The 18,891-nt window shown below is 70.9% G+C and carries 18 protein-coding genes; 9 read left to right on the top strand and 9 right to left on the bottom strand.

Annotated elements, in window-relative coordinates; genetic code table 11:
• Positions 1-3: 3 nt before the first annotated feature.
• Positions 4-1,623: an alkaline phosphatase D family protein gene (locus tag QSK31_RS43415; RefSeq protein ID WP_285690849.1), complete on the bottom strand. Its 1,620-nt coding sequence runs from the start codon at positions 1,621-1,623 to the stop codon at positions 4-6.
• Between the two features lie 40 nt (positions 1,624-1,663).
• Positions 1,664-2,491, bottom strand: a complete 828-nt coding sequence (gene fdhD / locus QSK31_RS43420) for a formate dehydrogenase accessory sulfurtransferase FdhD (protein WP_285690850.1) — start codon at positions 2,489-2,491, stop codon at positions 1,664-1,666.
• A 94-nt stretch (positions 2,492-2,585) separates the two neighbouring features.
• Between fdhD and mobA the strand changes: the two genes are divergently transcribed.
• The 3 genes from mobA (at position 2,586) to QSK31_RS43435 (ending at position 4,597) form a co-directional block, all read left to right on the top strand.
• Complete coding sequence (gene mobA / locus QSK31_RS43425) at positions 2,586-3,185, top strand: molybdenum cofactor guanylyltransferase (protein WP_285690851.1); 600 nt, start codon at positions 2,586-2,588, stop codon at positions 3,183-3,185.
• 71 nt (positions 3,186-3,256) lie between these two features.
• Complete coding sequence (locus QSK31_RS43430) at positions 3,257-3,517, top strand: DUF6457 domain-containing protein (RefSeq protein ID WP_285690852.1); 261 nt, start codon at positions 3,257-3,259, stop codon at positions 3,515-3,517.
• 9 nt (positions 3,518-3,526) lie between these two features.
• Positions 3,527-4,597, top strand: coding sequence for a T3SS (YopN, CesT) and YbjN peptide-binding chaperone 1 (locus tag QSK31_RS43435; protein ID WP_285690854.1), 1,071 nt, complete (start codon positions 3,527-3,529; stop codon positions 4,595-4,597).
• Here the strand turns inward: QSK31_RS43435 and QSK31_RS43440 are convergent.
• From QSK31_RS43440 to QSK31_RS43450, 3 genes are all read right to left on the bottom strand, one after another.
• Positions 4,594-6,276 carry a beta-propeller domain-containing protein gene (locus QSK31_RS43440; RefSeq protein WP_285690856.1) on the bottom strand — a complete coding sequence of 561 codons (1,683 nt, stop codon included), beginning with the start codon at positions 6,274-6,276 and terminating at the stop codon, positions 4,594-4,596. The genes QSK31_RS43435 and QSK31_RS43440 overlap by 4 nt on opposite strands.
• A gap of 8 nt (positions 6,277-6,284) precedes the next feature.
• A complete protein-coding gene (locus QSK31_RS43445; protein ID WP_285690859.1) occupies positions 6,285-8,006 on the bottom strand; it encodes a beta-propeller domain-containing protein in 1,722 nt (573 codons plus the stop codon).
• Positions 8,007-8,140: 134 nt separating this feature from the next.
• Positions 8,141-8,599: an Lrp/AsnC family transcriptional regulator gene (locus QSK31_RS43450; RefSeq protein ID WP_285690861.1), complete on the bottom strand. Its 459-nt coding sequence runs from the start codon at positions 8,597-8,599 to the stop codon at positions 8,141-8,143.
• A gap of 67 nt (positions 8,600-8,666) precedes the next feature.
• Here QSK31_RS43450 and ddaH point away from each other — a divergent pair, with 67 nt between their 5' ends.
• Both ddaH and QSK31_RS43460 read left to right on the top strand, forming a co-directional pair.
• Positions 8,667-9,494 (top strand): dimethylargininase, encoded by an 828-nt coding sequence (gene ddaH, locus QSK31_RS43455; RefSeq protein WP_285690862.1) that lies wholly within the window; start codon positions 8,667-8,669, stop codon positions 9,492-9,494.
• Positions 9,495-9,517: 23 nt separating this feature from the next.
• Positions 9,518-10,069, top strand: coding sequence for a bacterial proteasome activator family protein (locus tag QSK31_RS43460; RefSeq protein WP_285690863.1), 552 nt, complete (start codon positions 9,518-9,520; stop codon positions 10,067-10,069).
• Here the strand turns inward: QSK31_RS43460 and QSK31_RS43465 are convergent.
• The 4 genes from QSK31_RS43465 to QSK31_RS43480 form a co-directional block, all read right to left on the bottom strand.
• Positions 10,066-10,866: an HAD family hydrolase gene (locus tag QSK31_RS43465; protein WP_285690864.1), complete on the bottom strand. Its 801-nt coding sequence runs from the start codon at positions 10,864-10,866 to the stop codon at positions 10,066-10,068. The genes QSK31_RS43460 and QSK31_RS43465 overlap by 4 nt on opposite strands.
• Positions 10,866-11,678 carry an HAD family hydrolase gene (locus QSK31_RS43470; RefSeq protein WP_285690865.1) on the bottom strand — a complete coding sequence of 271 codons (813 nt, stop codon included), beginning with the start codon at positions 11,676-11,678 and terminating at the stop codon, positions 10,866-10,868. Before QSK31_RS43470 ends, QSK31_RS43465 begins: the two co-directional genes overlap by 1 nt.
• A gap of 108 nt (positions 11,679-11,786) precedes the next feature.
• Positions 11,787-13,046 (bottom strand): serine--tRNA ligase, encoded by a 1,260-nt coding sequence (serS, locus tag QSK31_RS43475; protein WP_285690867.1) that lies wholly within the window; start codon positions 13,044-13,046, stop codon positions 11,787-11,789.
• 34 nt (positions 13,047-13,080) lie between these two features.
• The gene (locus tag QSK31_RS43480; protein ID WP_285690868.1) at positions 13,081-13,833 is read right to left on the bottom strand and encodes a hypothetical protein; all 753 of its coding nucleotides are present in this window, start codon (positions 13,831-13,833) and stop codon (positions 13,081-13,083) included.
• 67 nt (positions 13,834-13,900) lie between these two features.
• Between QSK31_RS43480 and QSK31_RS43485 the strand changes: the two genes are divergently transcribed.
• The 4 genes from QSK31_RS43485 to pepN all read left to right on the top strand — a co-directional run bounded on the left by QSK31_RS43485 (position 13,901) and on the right by pepN (position 18,100).
• A complete protein-coding gene (locus tag QSK31_RS43485; protein ID WP_285690870.1) occupies positions 13,901-14,329 on the top strand; it encodes an OsmC family protein in 429 nt (142 codons plus the stop codon).
• 65 nt (positions 14,330-14,394) lie between these two features.
• Positions 14,395-14,742 (top strand): metallopeptidase family protein, encoded by a 348-nt coding sequence (locus QSK31_RS43490; RefSeq protein WP_285690876.1) that lies wholly within the window; start codon positions 14,395-14,397, stop codon positions 14,740-14,742.
• A gap of 66 nt (positions 14,743-14,808) precedes the next feature.
• Positions 14,809-15,540: an AIM24 family protein gene (locus QSK31_RS43495; RefSeq protein WP_285690871.1), complete on the top strand. Its 732-nt coding sequence runs from the start codon at positions 14,809-14,811 to the stop codon at positions 15,538-15,540.
• Between the two features lie 154 nt (positions 15,541-15,694).
• Entirely contained in the window at positions 15,695-18,100 is a 2,406-nt protein-coding gene (gene pepN, locus QSK31_RS43500) for an aminopeptidase N (RefSeq protein WP_285690872.1), read from the top strand.
• The last annotated feature ends 791 nt before the right edge of the window (positions 18,101-18,891 follow it).

Below are 18,891 nucleotides of genomic sequence, written 5' to 3' on the forward strand. Positions count from 1 at the left end.
GGCTCAGGGACGGACGGTCTCCTGACGCACGGTGTCCTCGACCAGGAAAGCGGTCGTCGTCACCGGCGGGGTCGGGTCGTCGGCCGTCTGGTGCAGGCCGGCCACCCGGTCCTCGATCACGAAGGTGGCCCGGGTGTGCACCGGGGCGCCCGGCCGGGTCACGTACGGCACGACCTGGAAGTCGGCGGTCATCGACTCCCGGGTGATCGTGGTGCGGACGTACCCGCGCTGGTTGTTGTAGAAGCGCAGGTGCGGGTTCCAGGGCGTCCACGGGTGCCGGCCGCTGACCACGTCCGCGCCGTCGCCGGTGGACGTGATCGAGGAACAGACCAGTTCGGTGCCGACCGTGCGCGACGTCGGGTCGTTCCAGTCCAGCTTGAGCTCGTCGGCCCAGTGCGCGTGCACGTCGCCGGTGAGCACGACCGGGTTGCGTACCCCGCCGTCCACCCAGCCGCGGGTGATCCGGTCGCGGGACGCCGCGTACCCGTCCCAGGAGTCCATGCTGACCACCTCGGCGGGGCCGGAGTTGTTGTCCCGCTGACCGAAGAACACCTGCTGGCCGAGCACGTCCCAGCGGGCGTCCGAGCGGCGGAACCCGTCGACCAGCCACTGCTCCTGTTCGGCGCCGGTGATCGTGCGGGCCGGGTCGATCGCGGCGGGGCAGTCCTTGTATCCGTCCCCGCAGCCCTGGTCGTCGCGGTACTGCCGGGTGTCGAGCATGTGGAACGTCGCCAGCCGGCCCCACCTGATCCGGCGGTAGAGCTGCATGTCGATGCCCTGCGGCAGGGAACGGCGGCGCAGCGGCATGTTCTCGTAGTAGGCCTGGAACGCGGCGGCGCGGCGGGCCGGGAAGTTCGGGTCCGGCTGCTCGGGCACCTCGTCGGCCCAGTTGTTCTCGATCTCGTGGTCGTCGAAGACCACTGCCCAGGGCGCGACCGCGTGCGCCGCCTGCAGGTCGGGATCGGTCTTGTACTGCGCGTGACGCTGGCGGTAGTTGGCCAGCGTCACGGTCTCCGGGCCCTGGTGGTCGCGGGGGTTGCCGCCCGGGATCGTGTAGACGCCGGCCTCGTACTCGTACTGGTAGTCGCCCAGGTGCAGGATCAGCTGGGGCTCGTCGGCGGCCAGGTGGCGGTACGCGGTGAAGTAGCCGTGCTCGTACTGCGAGCAGGAGGCGAACGACATGCGCAGCGCGGCGGGCAGGGCGTAGAGCGGCGGGGCGGTGCGGGTACGCCCGACCGGCGAGACGTAGCCGTCGGCCTTGAAGCGGTAGAAGAACTCGCGTCCGGGCGCCAGGCCGTTGAGCACCACGTGCACGCTGTGCGCCTTGGCCGGGGTGGCGGTCGCCTCGCCGCGCTGCACGATCCGGCGGAACCGTTCGTCGGCGGCGAGTTCCCATTCGACCTTGATCGGGCGGGCGGGCATGCCGCCGAGACCGTCCTCGGCGAGCGGGGCGACGGCGAGGCGGGTCCACAGCACGACGCCGTCCGGCTCCGGGTCGCCCGAGGCCACGCCGAGCGTGAACGGATCCGAGCGCAGCGGCCCGCTCAATGGCGCGGCGGATACGGACAGCGGAATGGTCGCGGCGGCGGCGCTGACCAGAAGGGTTCGTCGCGAGAGAGGCATACCCGCAGCGTCGCGAGCATGGATGAACGCCGATGGAAGGTCAGACGGTGACCCGGTGTGCTCCGGCGTACACGTTCATGGACGGGCCGCGGAGGAAGCCGACCAGGGTCATGCCCGCCTCGTCGGCGAGTTCCGCGGCCAGGGTGCTGGGCGCGGAGACGGCCGCGAGCAGCGGGATCCCGGCCATCCACGCCTTCTGGGTGAGCTCGAAGCTGGCCCGGCCGGAGACCAGCAGCACGTGGCCGGTCAGCGGCAGCCGGCCCTCGCGGACGGCCCAGCCGATCACCTTGTCCACGGCGTTGTGCCGGCCGACGTCCTCGCGGAGCACGAGCAGCTCACCGTCGGCGGTGAACAAGCCGGCGGCGTGCAGTCCGCCGGTGCGGTCGAAGGTCCGCTGAGCGGCGCGCAATTTGTCCGGAAGGGAGGCAAGTGTCTGAGCTGTCACGGAAACGCCGTCGGTGGTGATGTCGAACTGTGACCGGGTGCGGACGGCATCGATGCTCGCCTTTCCGCAGACCCCGCAGGAGGAGGTGGTGTAGAAGTTCCGGGTCGGGTCGGTGACCGGCGGCGGGACGTCCGGACCGAGCACGACGTCGACGACGTTGTAGGTGTTCGGGGTGTCCGTGCCGGCGCACAGCTGGGCGGTCAGCACGTCGTCGGCGTGGCTGATCACGCCCTCGGTGAGCAGGAAACCAACGGCCAGATCAATGTCCTGACCAGGGGTACGCATGGTGACCGCGAGTGGCGCCTTCCGGATGCGGATCTCCAGCGGCTCCTCGGCGGCCAGGTCGTCGGGGCGGCGGCGAGGCTCCGCGGATCCGTCGAGATTGATCTTCGTCACGGGGCGGCGGTTCATCGTCCGGGCCATCTGTCGAGCGTAGGCCGGTGTTGAGCGTCCGCACAGCGGTCGGGAGCGCAGTCTCGCGGTCACGGGGGAGTCGTCGCCGGGATACGGTACGTACGTGGGGGGATTTGCGGCGGTGGTGCTGGCCGGCGGTGCGGCGCGTCGGATGGGCGGGGCGGACAAGCCGACTCTGCCCGTCGCGGGCCAGTCGATGCTGACCCGCGTGCTGGCCGCGGTGCACGACGCCGAGCCCCGCGTGGTGGTCGGCCGGGTGCCTCCCGACCTGCCGGTCGAGGTGCACGGGACGAGCGAGCAGCCGCCCGGCGGCGGGCCGGTCGCGGCCACCTCGGCGGGGCTCAAGCTGGTGCCCGAGGGTGTGGCGCTCACCGCGCTGCTCGCCGCGGACCTGCCGTTCCTGACCGGCGAGGCGATCGACGTGCTGCGGCTGACCATGGAGTCGGCGCCGATGCAGGGCGCGGTCTACCGGGATTCCGAGGGACGCCGGCAGATGCTCTGCGGGGTCTGGCGCACCCAGGCGCTGCGTGATGCCGTCGACCGGCTGGCCGACGAGCGTGGCGGGCTGCACGGGGCTTCGGTGCGGGAGCTGATGGAGTACCTGCGGGTGGCCGAGGTGTCCTGGCGCCGCCCGGGACCGCCGCCGTGGTTCGACTGCGACACCGACGACGACCTGCGCACCGCCGAGGAATGGGCGAGCTGATGCCCTGTCGAGCCCGCCGTGGAATGACGAGCTGACGCCCTGTCCCGCCCGCCGAGCGAACCGGAGCTGAGATGAACGAGCTGGACTCGTGGGTGGCGGCAGTGGTCGGCGAGCTGGGACTGGTGCCCGAGGACAACCAGACGACGCGTGTCCTCGACGTCGCGCGGGACGTCGCGCACCAGGTGTTGCGGCCGGGGGCACCCGTCACGGCGTACCTCATGGGGGTTGCCGTGGGACGCGGAGCGGATCCCGCGGACGTCGCGCGACGGGTCGCTGAGCTGGCGGGATCTTGGGGCCCAAGCACCGAGCGGGGCGAAACAACCACTCGATAGGGTGGCGGTATGACCGCGGACACGACGGGCGCACAGCCCGAGGGCATCCTGCTCGACGAGCCCACCACCTCCGACCTGCGCGCGAAGGTGACCGAGGCGTGGCAGGAGTTCGCGGGCGCGCTCGCCAAGCTGATCCCCGAGCTGACCGCCGGCGGGCACGTCGACGTCACGCTCGACCCGACCGCGTCCGGCACCGGCACCGCGATCTACTCGGTCAGCATGCGGGTGCTCGACGACGGCGTGGTCGAGGCGCTCGCCGTGGGCAACGCCGAGCTGCCCGAGGGCTTCCGGATGGACCGGGCCGCGGTCGCCGACCTGATCGCGCTCGGCTGGTCGCCGCCCGGCGTGCAGGCCGACTCGGGCGACTCGTTCGGGCTGCGCTCCACCGCCGACCAGGCCGTGCGGATCGCCACCATCGTCACCCGCACCCTCCGCGACGTGTACGGTGCGCCGCACCCGGCCTTCCTGATGTACCTGGTGCACGACATCGACGACGAGCCGGTCGACACCGCGCCGCTGGGCACCGCCCGGCACGAGCCGACGCTGGAGGAGGGCCTCAACCTCGACGACCTGCAGGGCGCCGTCGCCCTCGCGCACGCCGCCGAGGAGGGCATCCCGCTGGAGGAGCGGGTCCGCACCGTGGTCGCCACCATGTCCAAGACGACCGTCGACCAGCTCCAGGAAGACGCCGACGGGGACATCGGCATCCGGGCCGGCTCGGCGATGGTGTTCGTCCGGGTCCGCGACAACCCGCCGCTGGTCGACGTCTTCTCGCCGATCCTCACCGAGGTCGAGCCCACCGAGCAGCTCTACATGAAGCTGTCCGAGCTGACCAACCGCATGCCGATCGGGCGGCTCTACGTCGCGCAGGACACGGTGTGGGCGTCCATCCCGGTGTTCGGCCGCAACTTCCAGGCCTCCCACCTGATGCTGGCGGTACAGGTGATGACCGGCCTCGCCGACGAGCTCGACGACCGGCTGCACGGCGAGTTCGGTGGCAAGCGCTTCTTCGGCGAGGGCGACAAGCCGGCGGGCAGCGGCCGCGGCGACTCCGACCACCGCCCGGGCATGTACATCTAGGCCTGGTACGTCACCGTGGCCACCGGGTCCAAGGTGGACAGCCGGAAGGCCCGCACGTCACGGTCGGAGACGGTCCACAGCTCGTCGCCGACGACCAGGGTTCGCACGACGCGCGGCGTGTCGAGTTCGCGGACCACGGTCAGCGTGTCGCCGGTGACCCGGAGCACGAGCGTCGACTCGGACTGCCGATCGATCGGCACCGCGAGCAGCTGCGACGACGGCCACCACAGCATCGCGCGCGAGTCCCCGACAGCCTTGGACGTGCCGCCGGGCACCTCGTGGCGGGCCACCTGTCGCGGCGCAGCCGGGTCGAAGAGCGACACCAGCGCGTCGGACATGCCGCCTCCGGGGAGGACCCGGTGGCCGACACCGGCCAGCCTGCCCGGCCCGACCTCCTGAACGGTGATCCCCGAGCCGGGCATCGGCAGAGTGCCCGCGAGGCGAGGCTTCGACGGGTCGGCCAGGTCGAGGATGTGGACCGCCTCGCTCTCCCGGGCGGCTCGCACATACCCGCGCTGACCGATGAACCGCATCTGGACGCCGTCCCGGACCACCCCGATCTCGTCGACCTGCCCGGCCCGCCGCAGGTTGTCGGCGCGGAGCACCCGCACCACCAGCCGGCGCGTCGTCTGATCGGCGGTGGCGAACCGCACGTGCCCCTGCCACTCGGACAACGCGTCGAGGTCGACCACGGGGCCGGGCACCGTGGCGCTGGCGCGAGCGACCGGCGGCTTCCCGTCCGGCCCGTCTAACCGGAAGATCTGGGTTTCGGAGTCCGACCCGTTCGTCAGGTACAGACCGGTCGGTGTGATGGTCGATCCGCCCTCGGCCACGACGGCGACCGGTGAGCCGCCGTCCAGGCGCGACGCCGACGCCAGCGGGATGGTCAGCGTGGAGAGGACCGAGCGTCCCGAGTACGACGACGGCCGGCTGACCGCCTCGCACGGCACCTTGCCCTTCTCGATCACCTCGCGGCCGGGCTCACTGGTGATCGTCGTCCATTCCGGCAGCCACGCGTCCGCCCCCACGGCATCGATCGCCTTGCGGTTCTCGGCCAGCATCACGGTGTCGTCCCGCTCGCCGATCAGCATCGGGAGTTTGATGCGGGCCAGGCTGTTCAGCGCGATCCGCGTGGTGTCGCCGACCTGTCGCGCGTCGAGCAGCGTCGCGGAGGTCCGGTATCTGCTCAGGATCCGCGGTGCGCCGGAGATGTCGACCAGGACGAGCTCGGTGGCGGTGTACGAGGAGCCGTTCCCGGCGGACGGGAAGGGTCCTTGGCGCAGCACGAGAGCTCGGTCGCCGGCGATCAGCAGGTCGGACTCCCCGCCCGGCCCGAGGCCCATCGTGCCGGTGACCCGCTTGGTGGACGCGTCGACCACCCGCAGGTCTCCCCCGAAGAGCGTGACGATGCGGCGCCCGTCGGACTTGACGATGTCGGGCCCGTCGGGACTGGCCGAGGTGAAGAGCGGCGGCACTCCGATCATGGGGTGTGCACGATGCAGGCCCTGTGCGTCGACCGACGCCTTGGCCGCGGCCCGCAGCTCCGTGGTCAGCTCGGCGCAGGAGGCGAACGGTATGAGGCCGGGCGTCGGCGGCGGGGCGGCGGCCTCGCTGTGAGATGGGGTGCAACCGGCCAGCGGAAGCACGAGGGCGAGAACGAGCAACGTGCGGGCCGACATGATGCTCCTCAGTTCGCGACGAAGGCGATCGGCGCCAGCGTGGACAGACGGGAGGCCTGAAGTCCGCCGTGCGAAAGGGTCCAGAGCTCGTCGCCGATGACCAGCGACCGCCGGATCGCGTCCGGCTGCCCGCCCTTGGCGATCTCGCCCGCCGACGCGAGACCGCTGCCGCTCACTTTGAGTGCGAGCGCTCCGGCGCCGGAGATCGGCACGACGAGCAGCTCGGTCGCCGGCCACCACAGGATCGCGTGCGGGTCGAACTCGGCCTCGGAGTACGCGTTCGCGAGGTGGTGCTGGGCCAACCGGCGGGGCGCGGCCGGGTCGGACACGTCGAAGAGCGACACCTGCGTGCCCAGACGCCTGCCCTCGGTGGACGCCTCCTGCCCGATGCCGATCAGGCGGTCCGGGCCGACCGGCTGGAGATGCGCCGAGTACCCGGTGATCTTCAGCTCGCCGGTGACCTCGGGCGCCGAGGGTTTGCTGAGGTCGACGCTGTAGAGCGGGTCGGTCTGCTTGAAGGTGACCACGTACCCGCGGGGCCCGATGAACCGCACCGAGTAGATCCGCTCGTTCTTGCCGAGCCCGGTCACCTCGCCGACCTGCGTGAGGTCGTCGGTCTTGAGCACCCGGACCGCGGAACTCGACGCCGACCGGTCGGTGGTGGCGACGCGCAGGTGACCGTCCCATTCGGACATCGCGTACTGGTTGATCAGGAAGCCGGGCACCTTGCCGGCGGCGCGGTAGACGGGCGGCTCGGCGCCGGCCACCTCGAAGCGGTAGATGTCGGTCTGCTGCGGCACGGTCCGGTTGTCCCGCCCCGGGAACCTGTCCAGTCGCCACCGCTGGTCGGAGGCCACGTAGAGGCTGCCCGGCGTGCCGTAGACGGTGTCGCCGTCGGCCACGATCGACACCGGCCGGCCGCCGTCCAGCTTCGGCGCGGACATCGCGAAGGTGAGCACGGTGAGCATCGAGCGGCCCGAGAAGGTCGCCGGGCGGCGGACGTCGTTGCAGGCCACCTTGCCGGTCTCGACGGTGTCGCCGGTGGTCACCTTCCAGCCGGGCAGCCAGGCGTCCACGCCGGCGCGGTCGATCACGCGCTGGTTGGCCTCGGTCCGGTCCTCGGCGGTGCGGGCCGACGGGCGCTGCGGGAAGGTGATGCGCGGCGTGCGCTTGAGCACGATCCGGGCGGTGTCGCCGGTCTGCCGGGCGTCGACCAGGGTGCCCTCGCCCTGGTAGCGGCTGATCACGCGGGGCGTGCCGGTCAGGTCGACCAGGATGAGCTCCGGGTCGGACGGCATCGGCATCTTGGAGTCGTAGACGACCTCGGTGCCGCCCCCGCGGCTCAGTACCAGTGCCCGGTCGCCGGCCAGCAGCAGGTCGGCGTCGTACCCGTTGTCGATCGCGAGTTTGCCGGTGACCTTCTTGGAGGCGGCGTCGATCACCCGCAGGGTTCCGTCGGTGATGGTGACGATCCGGCGTCCGTCGGTCTTCACGATGTCCGGTTCGTCGACGCCGGCCTCGTGCACGTTGGTTCCGGAGAACTCGGGGGTGGCCTTCGACGCCGACGCCGAGTCGGCCATCGACCGGGCGCCCTGCGGCGCGGCCCGGCTGAATTCGTACGAGAATGAGTCGAAGCCGTAGGGACCGACCGAGTCCTTGGCGGCCTTCCGTAGGTCGGTGCTGAGCTGGTCGCAGGTGTCGAAGGCGACCAGCTGAAGAGCGGGCCGCACCGGAGGCGGCGACGGCGGCGGCGGTGCGGAGGTGCACCCCGTGATCGGAAGCAAGGCGGCCAGAGCGAGGCCGGGAACAATGCGGCGCGACATGCGGGTGGGACGGCGCCGCCCGGGAGATGGTTCCCGTCGATTCAGTCGGGTGCGGGTATCGCGGTCGGCGACTCGACCAGCCGGGACAGCACGACCATGCTGCGCGTCGAGGTCACGAAGGGCTCCGCGCGCAGCCGCTCCAGTGCCTGCTCGAGATGCCCGATGTCGGCGGCGCGCAGGTGGACCAGGGCGTCCGCCTCACCCGAAACGGTGTACGCCCCGACCACCTCGGGATGGCGCCGGGTGGCCACCGTGAGCTGGGCCGGAGTGGTGCGCCCGGTGCAGAAGAGCTCGACGAACGCCTCGGTCGTCCAGCCCACCGCGGCCGGGTCGATGATCGTGGTGAATCCCTTGATCACCCCGCTCGCCCGAAGTCGGTCGACCCGGCGTTTGACGGCCGGGGCGGAGAGCGAGACCCGGCCGCCGATCTCCGCGAACGATGCGCGCGCGTCGGAGACCAGATGCGCAATGATTCGCTGATCAACGGCGTCCATCTGCAACGATTCGCCTCCAACGAGCAAGATTATGAGCTGTTTCGCTCGCCTGAGCGTACCTACCCTTTAGATCATGAGCCACACCGAGCGCTTACCGCGAAACCGGACATATCTCATGTGTCCGCCGCGCCACTTCACGGTCGAGTACGCCATCAATCCGTGGATGGACATTACGGTCGCGGTCGACGCCGGCGTGGCGCTCAAGCAGTGGCAGATTCTCCGCGAGACGCTCGCCGGCCTGGGGCACCAGGTGCACGTGCTGGAGCCGCAGCCGGGCCTGCCGGACATGGTCTACGCCGCCAACGGCGCGTTCTCGGTGGACGGCATGGTCTACGGCGCCCTCTTCCGCCACCCGCAGCGGGCCGCGGAGGCCACCCATCACGCGCTGTTCTACCGCAACGGGCCGTGGACCTTCGTCGACCCGGCGCAGGTCAACGAGGGTGAGGGCGACTTCGCCTACCTGCCCGGCGCGTACGGCGGGCTGATCCTCGCCGGGCACGGCTTCCGCACCGAGTCCTCCGCGCACGCCGAGGCCCAGGAGGCCCTCGGCCGGCCGGTGATCTCCCTGCGCCTGGTCGATCCCGCCTTCTACCACCTGGACACCGCCCTGGCCGTGCTGGACGACCGGCACATCACCTACTACCCGGAGGCGTTCTCCCCGGCCTCGCAGCGCATCCTCGCCCAGCTCTTCCCGGACGCGGTGCTGGCCGACCGATCGGATGCCGAGGCCTTCGGTCTCAACCTGGTCAGTGACGGTCGCCACGTTGTGCTCAACGCTGAAGCCACCGGCATGGCCGCCAAGGTGCAAGCCGCCGGGTACGTACCGGTTCCGGTGGAGTTGAGCGAGCTCAAGCTCGGCGGCGGCAGTGTGAAGTGCGCGGTGGCCGAACTTCGGCTCTAGAAAGCTTGCGCCATGATGGTCCGATGACCGACGACAACCAGACCACAGCCAAGCAGGACGACGGGTCCGTCATCGTGGTGGGCCCGGACGGCCGCCCCATGGGCACGGTGGAGTCGGACGGCAGCATGAAGCCGGAGGAGCCCGGCAACCTGATCGAGCAGCCGGCCAAGGTGATGCGGATCGGCAGCATGATCAAGCAGCTGCTCGAGGAGGTCCGGGCGGCGCCGCTGGACGAGGCGAGCCGCGGCCGCCTGCGCGAGATCCACCAGCGCTCGATCACCGAGCTGGAGGACGGCCTGGCCCCCGAACTGCGCGAGGAGCTGGAGAGGCTGTCGCTGCCGTTCGAGGGGGAGACCCCACCGAGCGAGAGTGAGCTTCGGATCGCCCAGGCCCAGCTGGTCGGCTGGCTGGAGGGCCTGTTCCACGGCATCCAGGCGGCTCTGGTCGCCCAGCAGATGGCGGCCCGGCTGCAGCTGGAGCAGATGCGCGGCGGAAACGCCGGCCGCCCGGCCCTGCCGATGGGTCCGATGCCCGGTGGCGTTCCGGAGAACGGCAGCGCCGGCCAGTACCTCTAGAGGCCGAACGCGGACGAGAGATAGACCGCCACGCCGTCCTCGTCGTTGGTCGCCGTCAGCTCGTCGGCGACCTCGACGACGGCCGGGTGCGCGTTGCCCATCGCCACGCTGTGCCCGGCCCAGGTCAGCATCGGCACGTCGTTGGGCATGTCGCCGAAGGCCACCACGTCCTCGGCGGTGAGGCCCTCACGCTCGCACACCCAGGCCAGGCCGGCCGCCTTGGTGATGCCCGCCGCGGAGATCTCCACCAGCGCGGACGACGACGAGTGGGTGGCCTCGGCCAGCCCGCCCAGCGTCCGCGACACCAGCGCGTAGAAGTCGTCCGGTGCGGACGACGCGGAGCGGGCCAGGAGTTTCACCGCCGGCGCCGAGGTCAGTTCCTCGGGTGACGCGAGTACGCGGACCTGCCGGTGCTCGTCCGGCCACCGCATCGGCCAGTTCTCGTCGTACCAGAACGCCCGCCCGTCCTCGACCTCGACGGCCAGCGAGATGTCCGGCACCGCGTCGCGCAGTTTCTTGGTCACGTCGAGCAGCAGGTCGGTCGCCATCGGGTTGGCCAGGAGCACCTCGTCGGTGTCCGGGTCGTAGACCACGGCGCCGTTCGCGCACACCGCGGGCGGCGGGTCGGCCATCTGGTCGTAGAGCTGCCGCAGCCAGCGGACCGGGCGGCCGGTGACCAGCACGAACGGGACCGGGAGCCGGTCGAGGACGTCGATGGTGCGGGGGCTGAGCGTGCCGTCGCCGCGGATCAGGGTGCCGTCGATGTCGGAGGCGACGAGGCGGAAGGGTGCGGGCATCACCTCGACAGTAGCCGGTCCAGGTAGACGGCCACCCCGTCGTCGTCATTGGCGTGCGTCACTTCGTCGGCGGCCGCCAGCACGGTCGGGTGCGCGTTGGCCACGGCCACCCGGTGCCAGCCAGCCCAGGCGAACATCGGCAGGTCATTGGGCATGTCACCGAAGACCAGGACGTCCGCCGGGTCGACGCCGACGGCCTCCGCGACGACCGCCAGGCCGGTGCCCTTGTCGACGTCCGGCGGGCAGATCTCGATCACGTTGAGCCCGGCCTGGGTGACCGATGCCACGTGCGACGGGATCACCAGCCGGGCCGCTGCCAGAAGATCATCGACGTCGTGCGAGGACGAGCACGCGTAGGCCTTGATGACGTCGCCTTCCAGGCAGGAGGACCGGGTCCGTTCCTCGACGACGACCTCGTAGCGCCAGTCCGGTGTCCGTGTGCCCCACAGCGGCGCGCCCGGGTGCTCCAGCGCCTCCACCATGACGGTCAACGGGCCCACGGCGTCTTCAAGATCATCCAGCAGGGTCGACAACGCCCCACCGGCGAGGCGTGAGGACCGCAGCGGCTGCGGATCCGTCACGTCGTAGACCCAGCCGCCGTGGGCGAGCACGAGGAAGTCGGCGGCCCTGATGTCGGATCGCGTGAGCTCGGAGAGCCGCGGCCCGCGACCCGTGGCGCCCACGATGCGGATGCCTGCCGCGCGTACCCGATCAAGAACCTCATGGGTGTAGGCGGACACCGTGTCGTCGCTGCGGACGAGGGTGCCGTCGAGATCGGTCGCGATCAGCTTGGGAAGCCCGGGGCGAGGCATCTGAACCTCCGTGGGTCGGTGAACCCCCGCGGAGGGCGGAAGGAAAACGTTACACCGGCCCGACTACCAGCGGCTATGACTTCTGGTAGCGGGCCGGTGGCGATCAAGTTACCGAGTGGGTTCGAGGACGTCGCGCCCGCCGAGGAACGGCTGCAGCGCCTTCGGCACGCGGACCGAACCGTCCGGCTGCTGGTGGTTCTCCAGGATCGGGATGAGCCACCGGGTGGTCGCCAGCGTGCCGTTGAGCGTCGCCGCGGTCTGCGGACGGCCGTCCTCGTCGCGGTAGCGGACGTTCAGCCGCCGCGCCTGGAACGTCGTGCAGTTCGACGTCGAGGTGACCTCGCGGTAGCGCTGCTGCGACGGCACCCACGCCTCGCAGTCCAGCTTGCGCGAGGCGCTCGAGCCCAGGTCACCGGCCGCCACGTCGATCACGCGGTACGGCACCTCGACCTTCGCCAGCATCTCCTCCTCCATCGCGAGCAGCCGCAGATGCTCGTCGGTGGCCTCCTCCGGACGGCAGAACGAGAACATCTCCACCTTGTCGAACTGGTGCACCCGCAGGATGCCGCGCACGTCCTTGCCGTGCGAGCCGGCCTCCCGGCGGTAGCACGTCGACCAGCCGGCGAACCGCTCCGGCGTCGTCAGATCCAGGATCTCGTTCGAGTGATACGCCGCCAGCGCCACCTCCGAGGTGCCGACCAGGAACAGGTCGTCCGCCTCGAGCCGGTACACCTCACTGGCGTGCGAGCCGAGGAACCCGGTGCCCTCCATCGCCTCGGGACGCACCAGCGACGGCGTGATCGACGGCGTGAACCCGTGCTCCACCGCCTGCTGGACGGCCATCTGCAGCAGCCCCAGCTGAAGCAGCGCACCCACCCCGGTGAGGAAGTAGAACCGCGACCCCGACACCTTGGCCCCGCGCTCGGTGTCGATCGCCCGCAGGCCCTCGCCCAGTTCCAGGTGGTCCTTCGGGTTCTCGATCGACGGGATGTCGCCGACCTCGCGCAGCACCACGAAGTCGTCCTCGCCGCCCGCCGGGACGCCGTCCTGCACCAGGTTGGGCACGGCCAGATGCGCCCGGCGCAGTGCCTGGTCGGCCTCGGTCGCGGCGGTCTCGGCCGTCTTCACCTCGGCCGCGAGCTCTTTGGTACGCGCCAGCAGCGCCGCCCGCTCGTCCCCGGACGACTTCGCGACCTGCTTGCCCAACGATTTCTGCTCGGCCCGGACGGCCTCGAACCGCTGGGTCACGGACCGCCGCTCCTCGTCGGCGCGCAGCAGATCGTCCACGACCTCGGTGGACTCGCCGCGCAGCCGCTGGCCGGCACGGAACAGTTCGGGATCTTCGCGAAGCAGACGCAGGTCAATCACGATTGCCGAGCCTACCGGCGACCGGCGTGGACCATCATCTGGATATCCCGGGTCCGTCCCGGTCCTCGCTGCGGGAGGTGAACGGGGTCGACGAGGTGACCGTCAGATCGATGGGCGCATCCGGCGCCGCGTCGTCCGGCGTCGTCCGTGGCCGTCGCCACGACCACACCTCCGGCGGCTCCGAGGCCTCCTCAACCTTGTGGTCGAGATGCCGTCCGGCCAGCCACAGCGCCAGCGTCACCGCCGCCACGCCGACCAGCCCGCACCAGATGCCGCGCCCGTACGTCAGATGAACCTGCTCCTCGGGCATGCCGGCGGCGAAGAGCCCGAGCGGCGACCGGGTGTCCTCGCCGATCGCATGCGCCGCGCCGGCCAGCAGGGCGGCCTGCACGCCGGCGACGGTGAGGCCGGTCAGCCGGGCGTAGCGGCGACCCGCCGGCGGCCCGAACAACATCAGCACCACGGCGACCGCGAGCACGAACAACCCCACCAGATAGCCCGAACCGAGCGCGCCCAGATCGGCGATGCCGGACGGGACCGGGCGGTCGCTGCCGATCCCGCCCTGCTCCAGCTCGGAGTTGTCCAGCTCGGTGACCTGCCACTCGGAGATCAGAGAGGCGAACAGGGCGACCGCGCCCACGGTGGCGGCCAGCGGCACCGTCCGCCGGTCGGCGCCGATCCCGGCCAGGAACTCCGACACGCTCCACCGGCGGCGGGCGCCGGACGCCGGCTCGGGCGCGCCGAACTCCACGATCGCCTCGGTCGGAGGGTGCTGCTCGGCAGGCATGGCACTCATTGTTGCCGGGGAAACGGTCCGGCGACCACCGCTGACGGGATGGACTAGCGTCGAGCACATGCCTATTCGTTCTGCATCAGCACGCTGGGAAGGGAACCTCCCCGAGGGTTCCGGCACGATCAAGACCGGTAAGGGCGGTTTCGAGGCGAACTACTCGTTCAAGTCGCGCTTCGAGGAGGGCGAGGGGACGAACCCCGAGGAACTCATCGCCGCCGCACACTCCGGCTGCTTCTCGATGGCGTTCTCCAAGGGCCTGGCCGACGCCGGCTTCACCCCGACCTCGGTGGAGACGACCGCGAAGGTGCACCTGGACAAGACCGACGGCGGTTTCGGCGTGACCCGCATCGAGCTGGAGACCGTCGGTGACGTGCCCGGCATCGACGGGGACACGTTCCAGAAGATCGCCGAGGGCGCCAAGGAGAACTGCCCGATCTCGCGGCTGCTCTCGCCCGGCGCGGCGATCAGCCTCTCCGCCACGCTGGCCTGACGACCATCCGTCACTCCGCCGGTTCCCTGTGTAGGGGCCCGGCGGAGCACAATGGTCCCGTGCCGGTGGATATGAGCAGGGAACGTTTCGAGGAACTGGTCGGTGAGGCCCTCGACGAGGTGCCTGTCGAGCTGCTCAACCTGATGAGCAACGTGGTGGTCCTGGTCGAGGACGCCCCACCCGACGGCACCGAGGAGCTGCTCGGACTGTACGAGGGATATGCGCTCACCGAGCGCGGCTGGGACTACGCCGGCGTCCTGCCCGATCGCATCACCATCTATCGCATGCCCACGCTGAAGGTGTGTGACACCGAGACGGATGTGATCGACGAGGTGGCCATCACCGTGGTGCACGAGATCGCCCACCATTTCGGGATCGACGATCACCGTTTGCATGAGCTCGGCTGGGGCTGACTGGTGGTGTCTGCCCTTGTCAGAGGCCATTACGCTGAGCTTCCACATCTTTCGAAAGAGGCAGGCATGCGCAGCGAACTTTTCTCGGCGGAAAACCTCGAGAAGGAGGCGTCCCAGCCGGGGCTCCGCCTGCAGAATTCCAAGCTGCTGAAGGCTGAGCTCAACGGCGAGTTCATGGCCCGCGTCGGCTCGATGGTCGCGTACCAGGGTCAGGTCCAGTTCGAAGCGCTCGGCTCCGGCGGCATCGGCAAATTCCTCAAGCAGAAGCTCACCGGCGAGGGCGTCCCGCTGATGAAGGTCAGCGGCCGTGGTGACGTCTTCATCGCCGAGAACGCGGCGGACATCCACATCATCGACCTCGAGCCCGGCGACGCGCTGAGCATCAACGGCGCCAACGTCCTGGCCTTCGACTCGACCCTGCAGTACGACATCAAGATGGTCCAGGGCGCCGGCATGTTGTCCAACGCCGGCCTGTTCAACTGCGTGTTCTCCGGCTACGGCCGGATCGCGGTGACGACCAAGGGCACGCCGGTCGTGCTCAGCGTCGACCAGCCGACCTATGTGGACCCGCAGGCCGCGATCTGCTGGTCGGCCAACCTGCAGACCGGCTACCACCGCGCCGAGCAGCTCGGCATGGGCACGCTTCTCGGCCGCACCACCGGCGAGCGCTTCACGATGAGCTTCGCGGGCCAGGGCTTCGTCGTGGTCCAGCCCTCCGAGGAGCCCCCGGGCGGTCTGGCCGGCGCCGCGCAGGGCCAGCAGCAGCAGGGCGGCGTGCTCGGCAACCTCTTCAGCTGACCCAGCTCTCACTTCTACGACCCCAAGATCAAGTTCAAGATCTTGGGGTCGTAGGTGGGTGGTGGGTACAGACCGTCGCTCACGCCGAGGGTCGCTTCGCTCCACGTGCGTGAGTGGTCACCCTCTTTGCGGCATGTGCCCGTAGCCTGGACCGGTGTCGCTGACTCTCGCCGAGGCCCGGGCCCGGGCCGCCATGATCTCCGACGTCTCCTACGACCTCGAGCTCGACGTCACGTCGATCGAGTCGTTCCGCAGCCGGGTGACCGTGCGATTCCGCACCACGGGCGGCGATACGTTCCTGGAGCTGCACAGAGCCTCGCCCGTCACGGTCACGCTCGACGGCGTCGAGACGGAGTCCGGCTATGACGGGCGGCGCATCCCGCTCACCGGCCTGACCGCCGGCGCGCACGAGGTGGTCGTGGACGCTCGCCTGCGCTACGTGACCGACGGCGAGGGGATGCACACCTTCACCGACCCGGTGGACGGCGAGCGGTACGTCGGCGGATACCTCGGCCTGGACATCACGCAGCGCCTGTTCGCCTGCTTCGACCAGCTCGACCTCAAGGCGCCGATCACGCTGAGCGTGACCGCGGATCCGGCGTGGACGGTCCTGTCGAACGGCCGGCCCACGCTCGCCGAGGACGGCCGGTTCACGTTCGCCGCCACCCAGCCGATCCCGTGCGACCTGTTCGCCGTGGCGGCCGGGCCGTACCACTCGGTCACCTGGGAGCACCGCGGCCTGCCCATGGGCTGGCACGCCCGGCGGTCGCTCGCCGCCGAACTCGACCGGGACGCCGCCGAACTGCGCCGGGTCACCGAGGTCTGCTTCGACCACTACGCCGAAATCTTCGACGAGCCGTTCGCCTTCGACTCGTACGACCAGGTCTTCGTGCCCGAGATCAACTGGGGCGCGATGGAGTGCCCCGGCTGCGTCACGTTCAACGAGACCATGCTGCCGCGCGGCCGGGTCACCGACGACGACCGCCGGCGCGTGGCCATGGTCATCGCGCACGAGATGTCACACATGTGGTTCGCCGACCTGGTCTCTCCCGTGTGGTGGGAGGACGCGTGGCTGAACGAGTCGTTCGCCGACTACATGGGATTCGAGGTGGCCGCGACGGTGGCCGGATACGCCGGCAGCCGGGTGTCGTTCGAGGCGATGTTCAAACCGGGCGCGTACCTCGCCGACCGGCGCCGCTCCACCCATGCGGTCGCGCCGACCGCCGACGAGGTGCCCGACGTGGACACCGGCACGACCATCTTCGACGAGATCTCCTACGCCAAGGGCAACGCCGTCCTGCGCCAGCTGGTCACCTGGCTGGGCCGGGAAGACTTCCTGACCGGCGTGAACGCCCACCTGACCCGGCACCGCTTCGCGAACGCCACCCTCGAGGACCTGCTCACCGCCCTCGACGCGGCCTCGCCCCGCGACGTGCGTGCCTGGGCGGCCCTGTGGCTGCGCCGGTCCGGGCACGACACGATCCGGGTCACCCGCTCCGGCGACGTGCCGGTGCTGACCCGCGAGGGTGTCCGGCCGCACCGATTCACCGTCACGGCCTATTCGCCGACCGCCTCGGCGTCCACGCCCGGCCTGGAGCCGGTCGGCTCGCGGCTGGTCGACCTGGCCGACGAGCCGCTGGAACTGCCGGAGTGGTCCGGGCTCGTCATCGTCCCCAACTCCTACGGCGAGACCTTCGCCCGCATCGAGCTGGACCCGCTTTCGTACGACGCGGTCGCGCGCGGCCTCTCCACGCTCACCGAACCGCTGGTACGCGCGGTGCTCTGGGCGACGGTGCTCGACCGCGCGCCGGCCGAGGCGCACCTTGACCTGATCGCCCGCCAGCTGCCGCAGGAGACGTCGCCCACCCTGATCACCGCCGCCGTCGACCGCACCCTCGCGGATCTGGTCCGCCGCCGCCTGCCCGGCACCGAGGTCGAGGCCGCGCTGTCCGTCATCGCGGCGGCGTGCGCCCCCGCGGCCGTGCACGACGAGCAGCGCGCCATCGCCCTGGCCCGAGGCCTGTCCCGCGCCACCACCGACACCGCGCTCCTGCGCCGCTGGCTCGACGCCGACGCGACCGACCACGGCCTCGCCCTCGACCCCAAGCTCCGCTGGTCCGCCGTCCACCGGCTGGCCGAGCTGGGCGGCCTGGACGAGCAGCAGATCGAGGCCGAACGCCGGCGCGACGGCACCGACACCGGGAACCTGGGCGCGGCCACGGCCCTGGCCGCCCGCCCCACGCCGGAGGCGAAGTCGGCCGCCTGGGCCGCGATGACCGAAGACCCCGACGTGTCGGTACGCCGCTTCCGAGCACTGGCCGCCGGCCTCTGGTCCGCGTCCCAGCGCGACCTGGTCACGCCGTATGTCACCGCCTACTTCCGGCTGGCGCCCGACCTGGCCCGCCGCGGTTCGGCCTTCGCGGCGGCGGTCGGCGCCGCCTTCCCGGCGTTCCCGCTCACGGCACAGGAGCTGAAGCAGACCCGCGAGTCCCTGACCCCCGACGTCCCGGCCGTCCTCCGCCGAGCCTGGGACGACGAACTCGACGACCGCACCGCGTAGCCGCCGGCCGAGCGTGGGACGACGAGCCCGACGACCGCACCGCGCAGCCGCCAGCCGAGCGTAGGACGACGAGCCCGACGACCGCATCACGCGGCCGTCGGCCGAGCGTGGGACGACGAGCCCGGCGGCCGTATCGCGTGGCCGTCGGCCGGGCGTGGGACGACGAGCCCGACGACCGCGTAGCCGCTCACGGTGGTAGCTGGGCACGGCAGTGGTAGCCGGGCACGAGAGTGGTAGCCGGGCACGAGAGTGGTAGCCGGGCACGGCAGTGGTGGCCGGGCACGGCAGTGGTGGCCGGGCACGGCAGTGGTGGCCGGGCACGAGAGTGGTAGCCGGGCACGGCAGTGGTAGCCGGGCACGGCAGTGGTAGCCGGGCACGGCAGTGGTAGCCGGGCACGGCAGTGGTAGCCGGGCACGAGAGTGGTAGCTGAAGGCGGCGTCTGCGGTGTTGCCGGCTGGCTCGGCCTTTCGCGCCGCCGACACCGGCCAGCCGGTGGTAGGACCGGGCGCTATCCACCGAGCCTCCCCCGCTCTGGACTACCACGCGCGCGGATCGTGGTGGTTGAGGGCGGTATTTCGGCCCGGATGCCGCTCGGAACCACCACTGCGTGCCTGGCCTACCGCTCGCGCCTGCACCTACCACCGGACCGCGCCCGGCCACGGCGGTCGCGTCCGCTGGCGTGGTGTAAGAGGCGGCCAGCGCTGATCCGTGTGGGTTGATGTTAGGCGGCTATCTCGGCGGGTTCGAGGTCGGGTTGGGTGTCTTGGCTGGTGGTGATGGGTGTGAGGCG

The organism is Actinoplanes sp. NBRC 103695 (assembly GCF_030269485.1).
GTDB lineage: Bacteria > Actinomycetota > Actinomycetes > Mycobacteriales > Micromonosporaceae > Actinoplanes.

Excerpts from the sequence above, each read along its gene's own strand:
- QSK31_RS43435 (WP_285690854.1), top strand. The coding sequence starts at position 3,527 with ATGACCGCGGACACGACGGGCGCACAGCCCGAGGGCATCCTGCTCGAC.
- QSK31_RS43495 (WP_285690871.1), top strand. The coding sequence starts at position 14,809 with ATGCGCAGCGAACTTTTCTCGGCGGAAAACCTCGAGAAGGAGGCGTCC.
- QSK31_RS43485 (WP_285690870.1), top strand. The coding sequence starts at position 13,901 with ATGCCTATTCGTTCTGCATCAGCACGCTGGGAAGGGAACCTCCCCGAG.
- QSK31_RS43415 (WP_285690849.1), bottom strand. The coding sequence starts at position 1,623 with ATGCCTCTCTCGCGACGAACCCTTCTGGTCAGCGCCGCCGCCGCGACC.
- QSK31_RS43470 (WP_285690865.1), bottom strand. The coding sequence starts at position 11,678 with ATGCCTCGCCCCGGGCTTCCCAAGCTGATCGCGACCGATCTCGACGGC.
- QSK31_RS43440 (WP_285690856.1), bottom strand. The coding sequence starts at position 6,276 with ATGTCGGCCCGCACGTTGCTCGTTCTCGCCCTCGTGCTTCCGCTGGCC.
- QSK31_RS43430 (WP_285690852.1), top strand. The coding sequence starts at position 3,257 with ATGAACGAGCTGGACTCGTGGGTGGCGGCAGTGGTCGGCGAGCTGGGA.
- QSK31_RS43460 (WP_285690863.1), top strand. The coding sequence starts at position 9,518 with ATGACCGACGACAACCAGACCACAGCCAAGCAGGACGACGGGTCCGTC.
- QSK31_RS43465 (WP_285690864.1), bottom strand. The coding sequence starts at position 10,866 with ATGCCCGCACCCTTCCGCCTCGTCGCCTCCGACATCGACGGCACCCTG.
- ddaH (WP_285690862.1), top strand. The coding sequence starts at position 8,667 with ATGAGCCACACCGAGCGCTTACCGCGAAACCGGACATATCTCATGTGT.
- QSK31_RS43480 (WP_285690868.1), bottom strand. The coding sequence starts at position 13,833 with ATGCCTGCCGAGCAGCACCCTCCGACCGAGGCGATCGTGGAGTTCGGC.
- fdhD (WP_285690850.1), bottom strand. The coding sequence starts at position 2,491 with ATGGCCCGGACGATGAACCGCCGCCCCGTGACGAAGATCAATCTCGAC.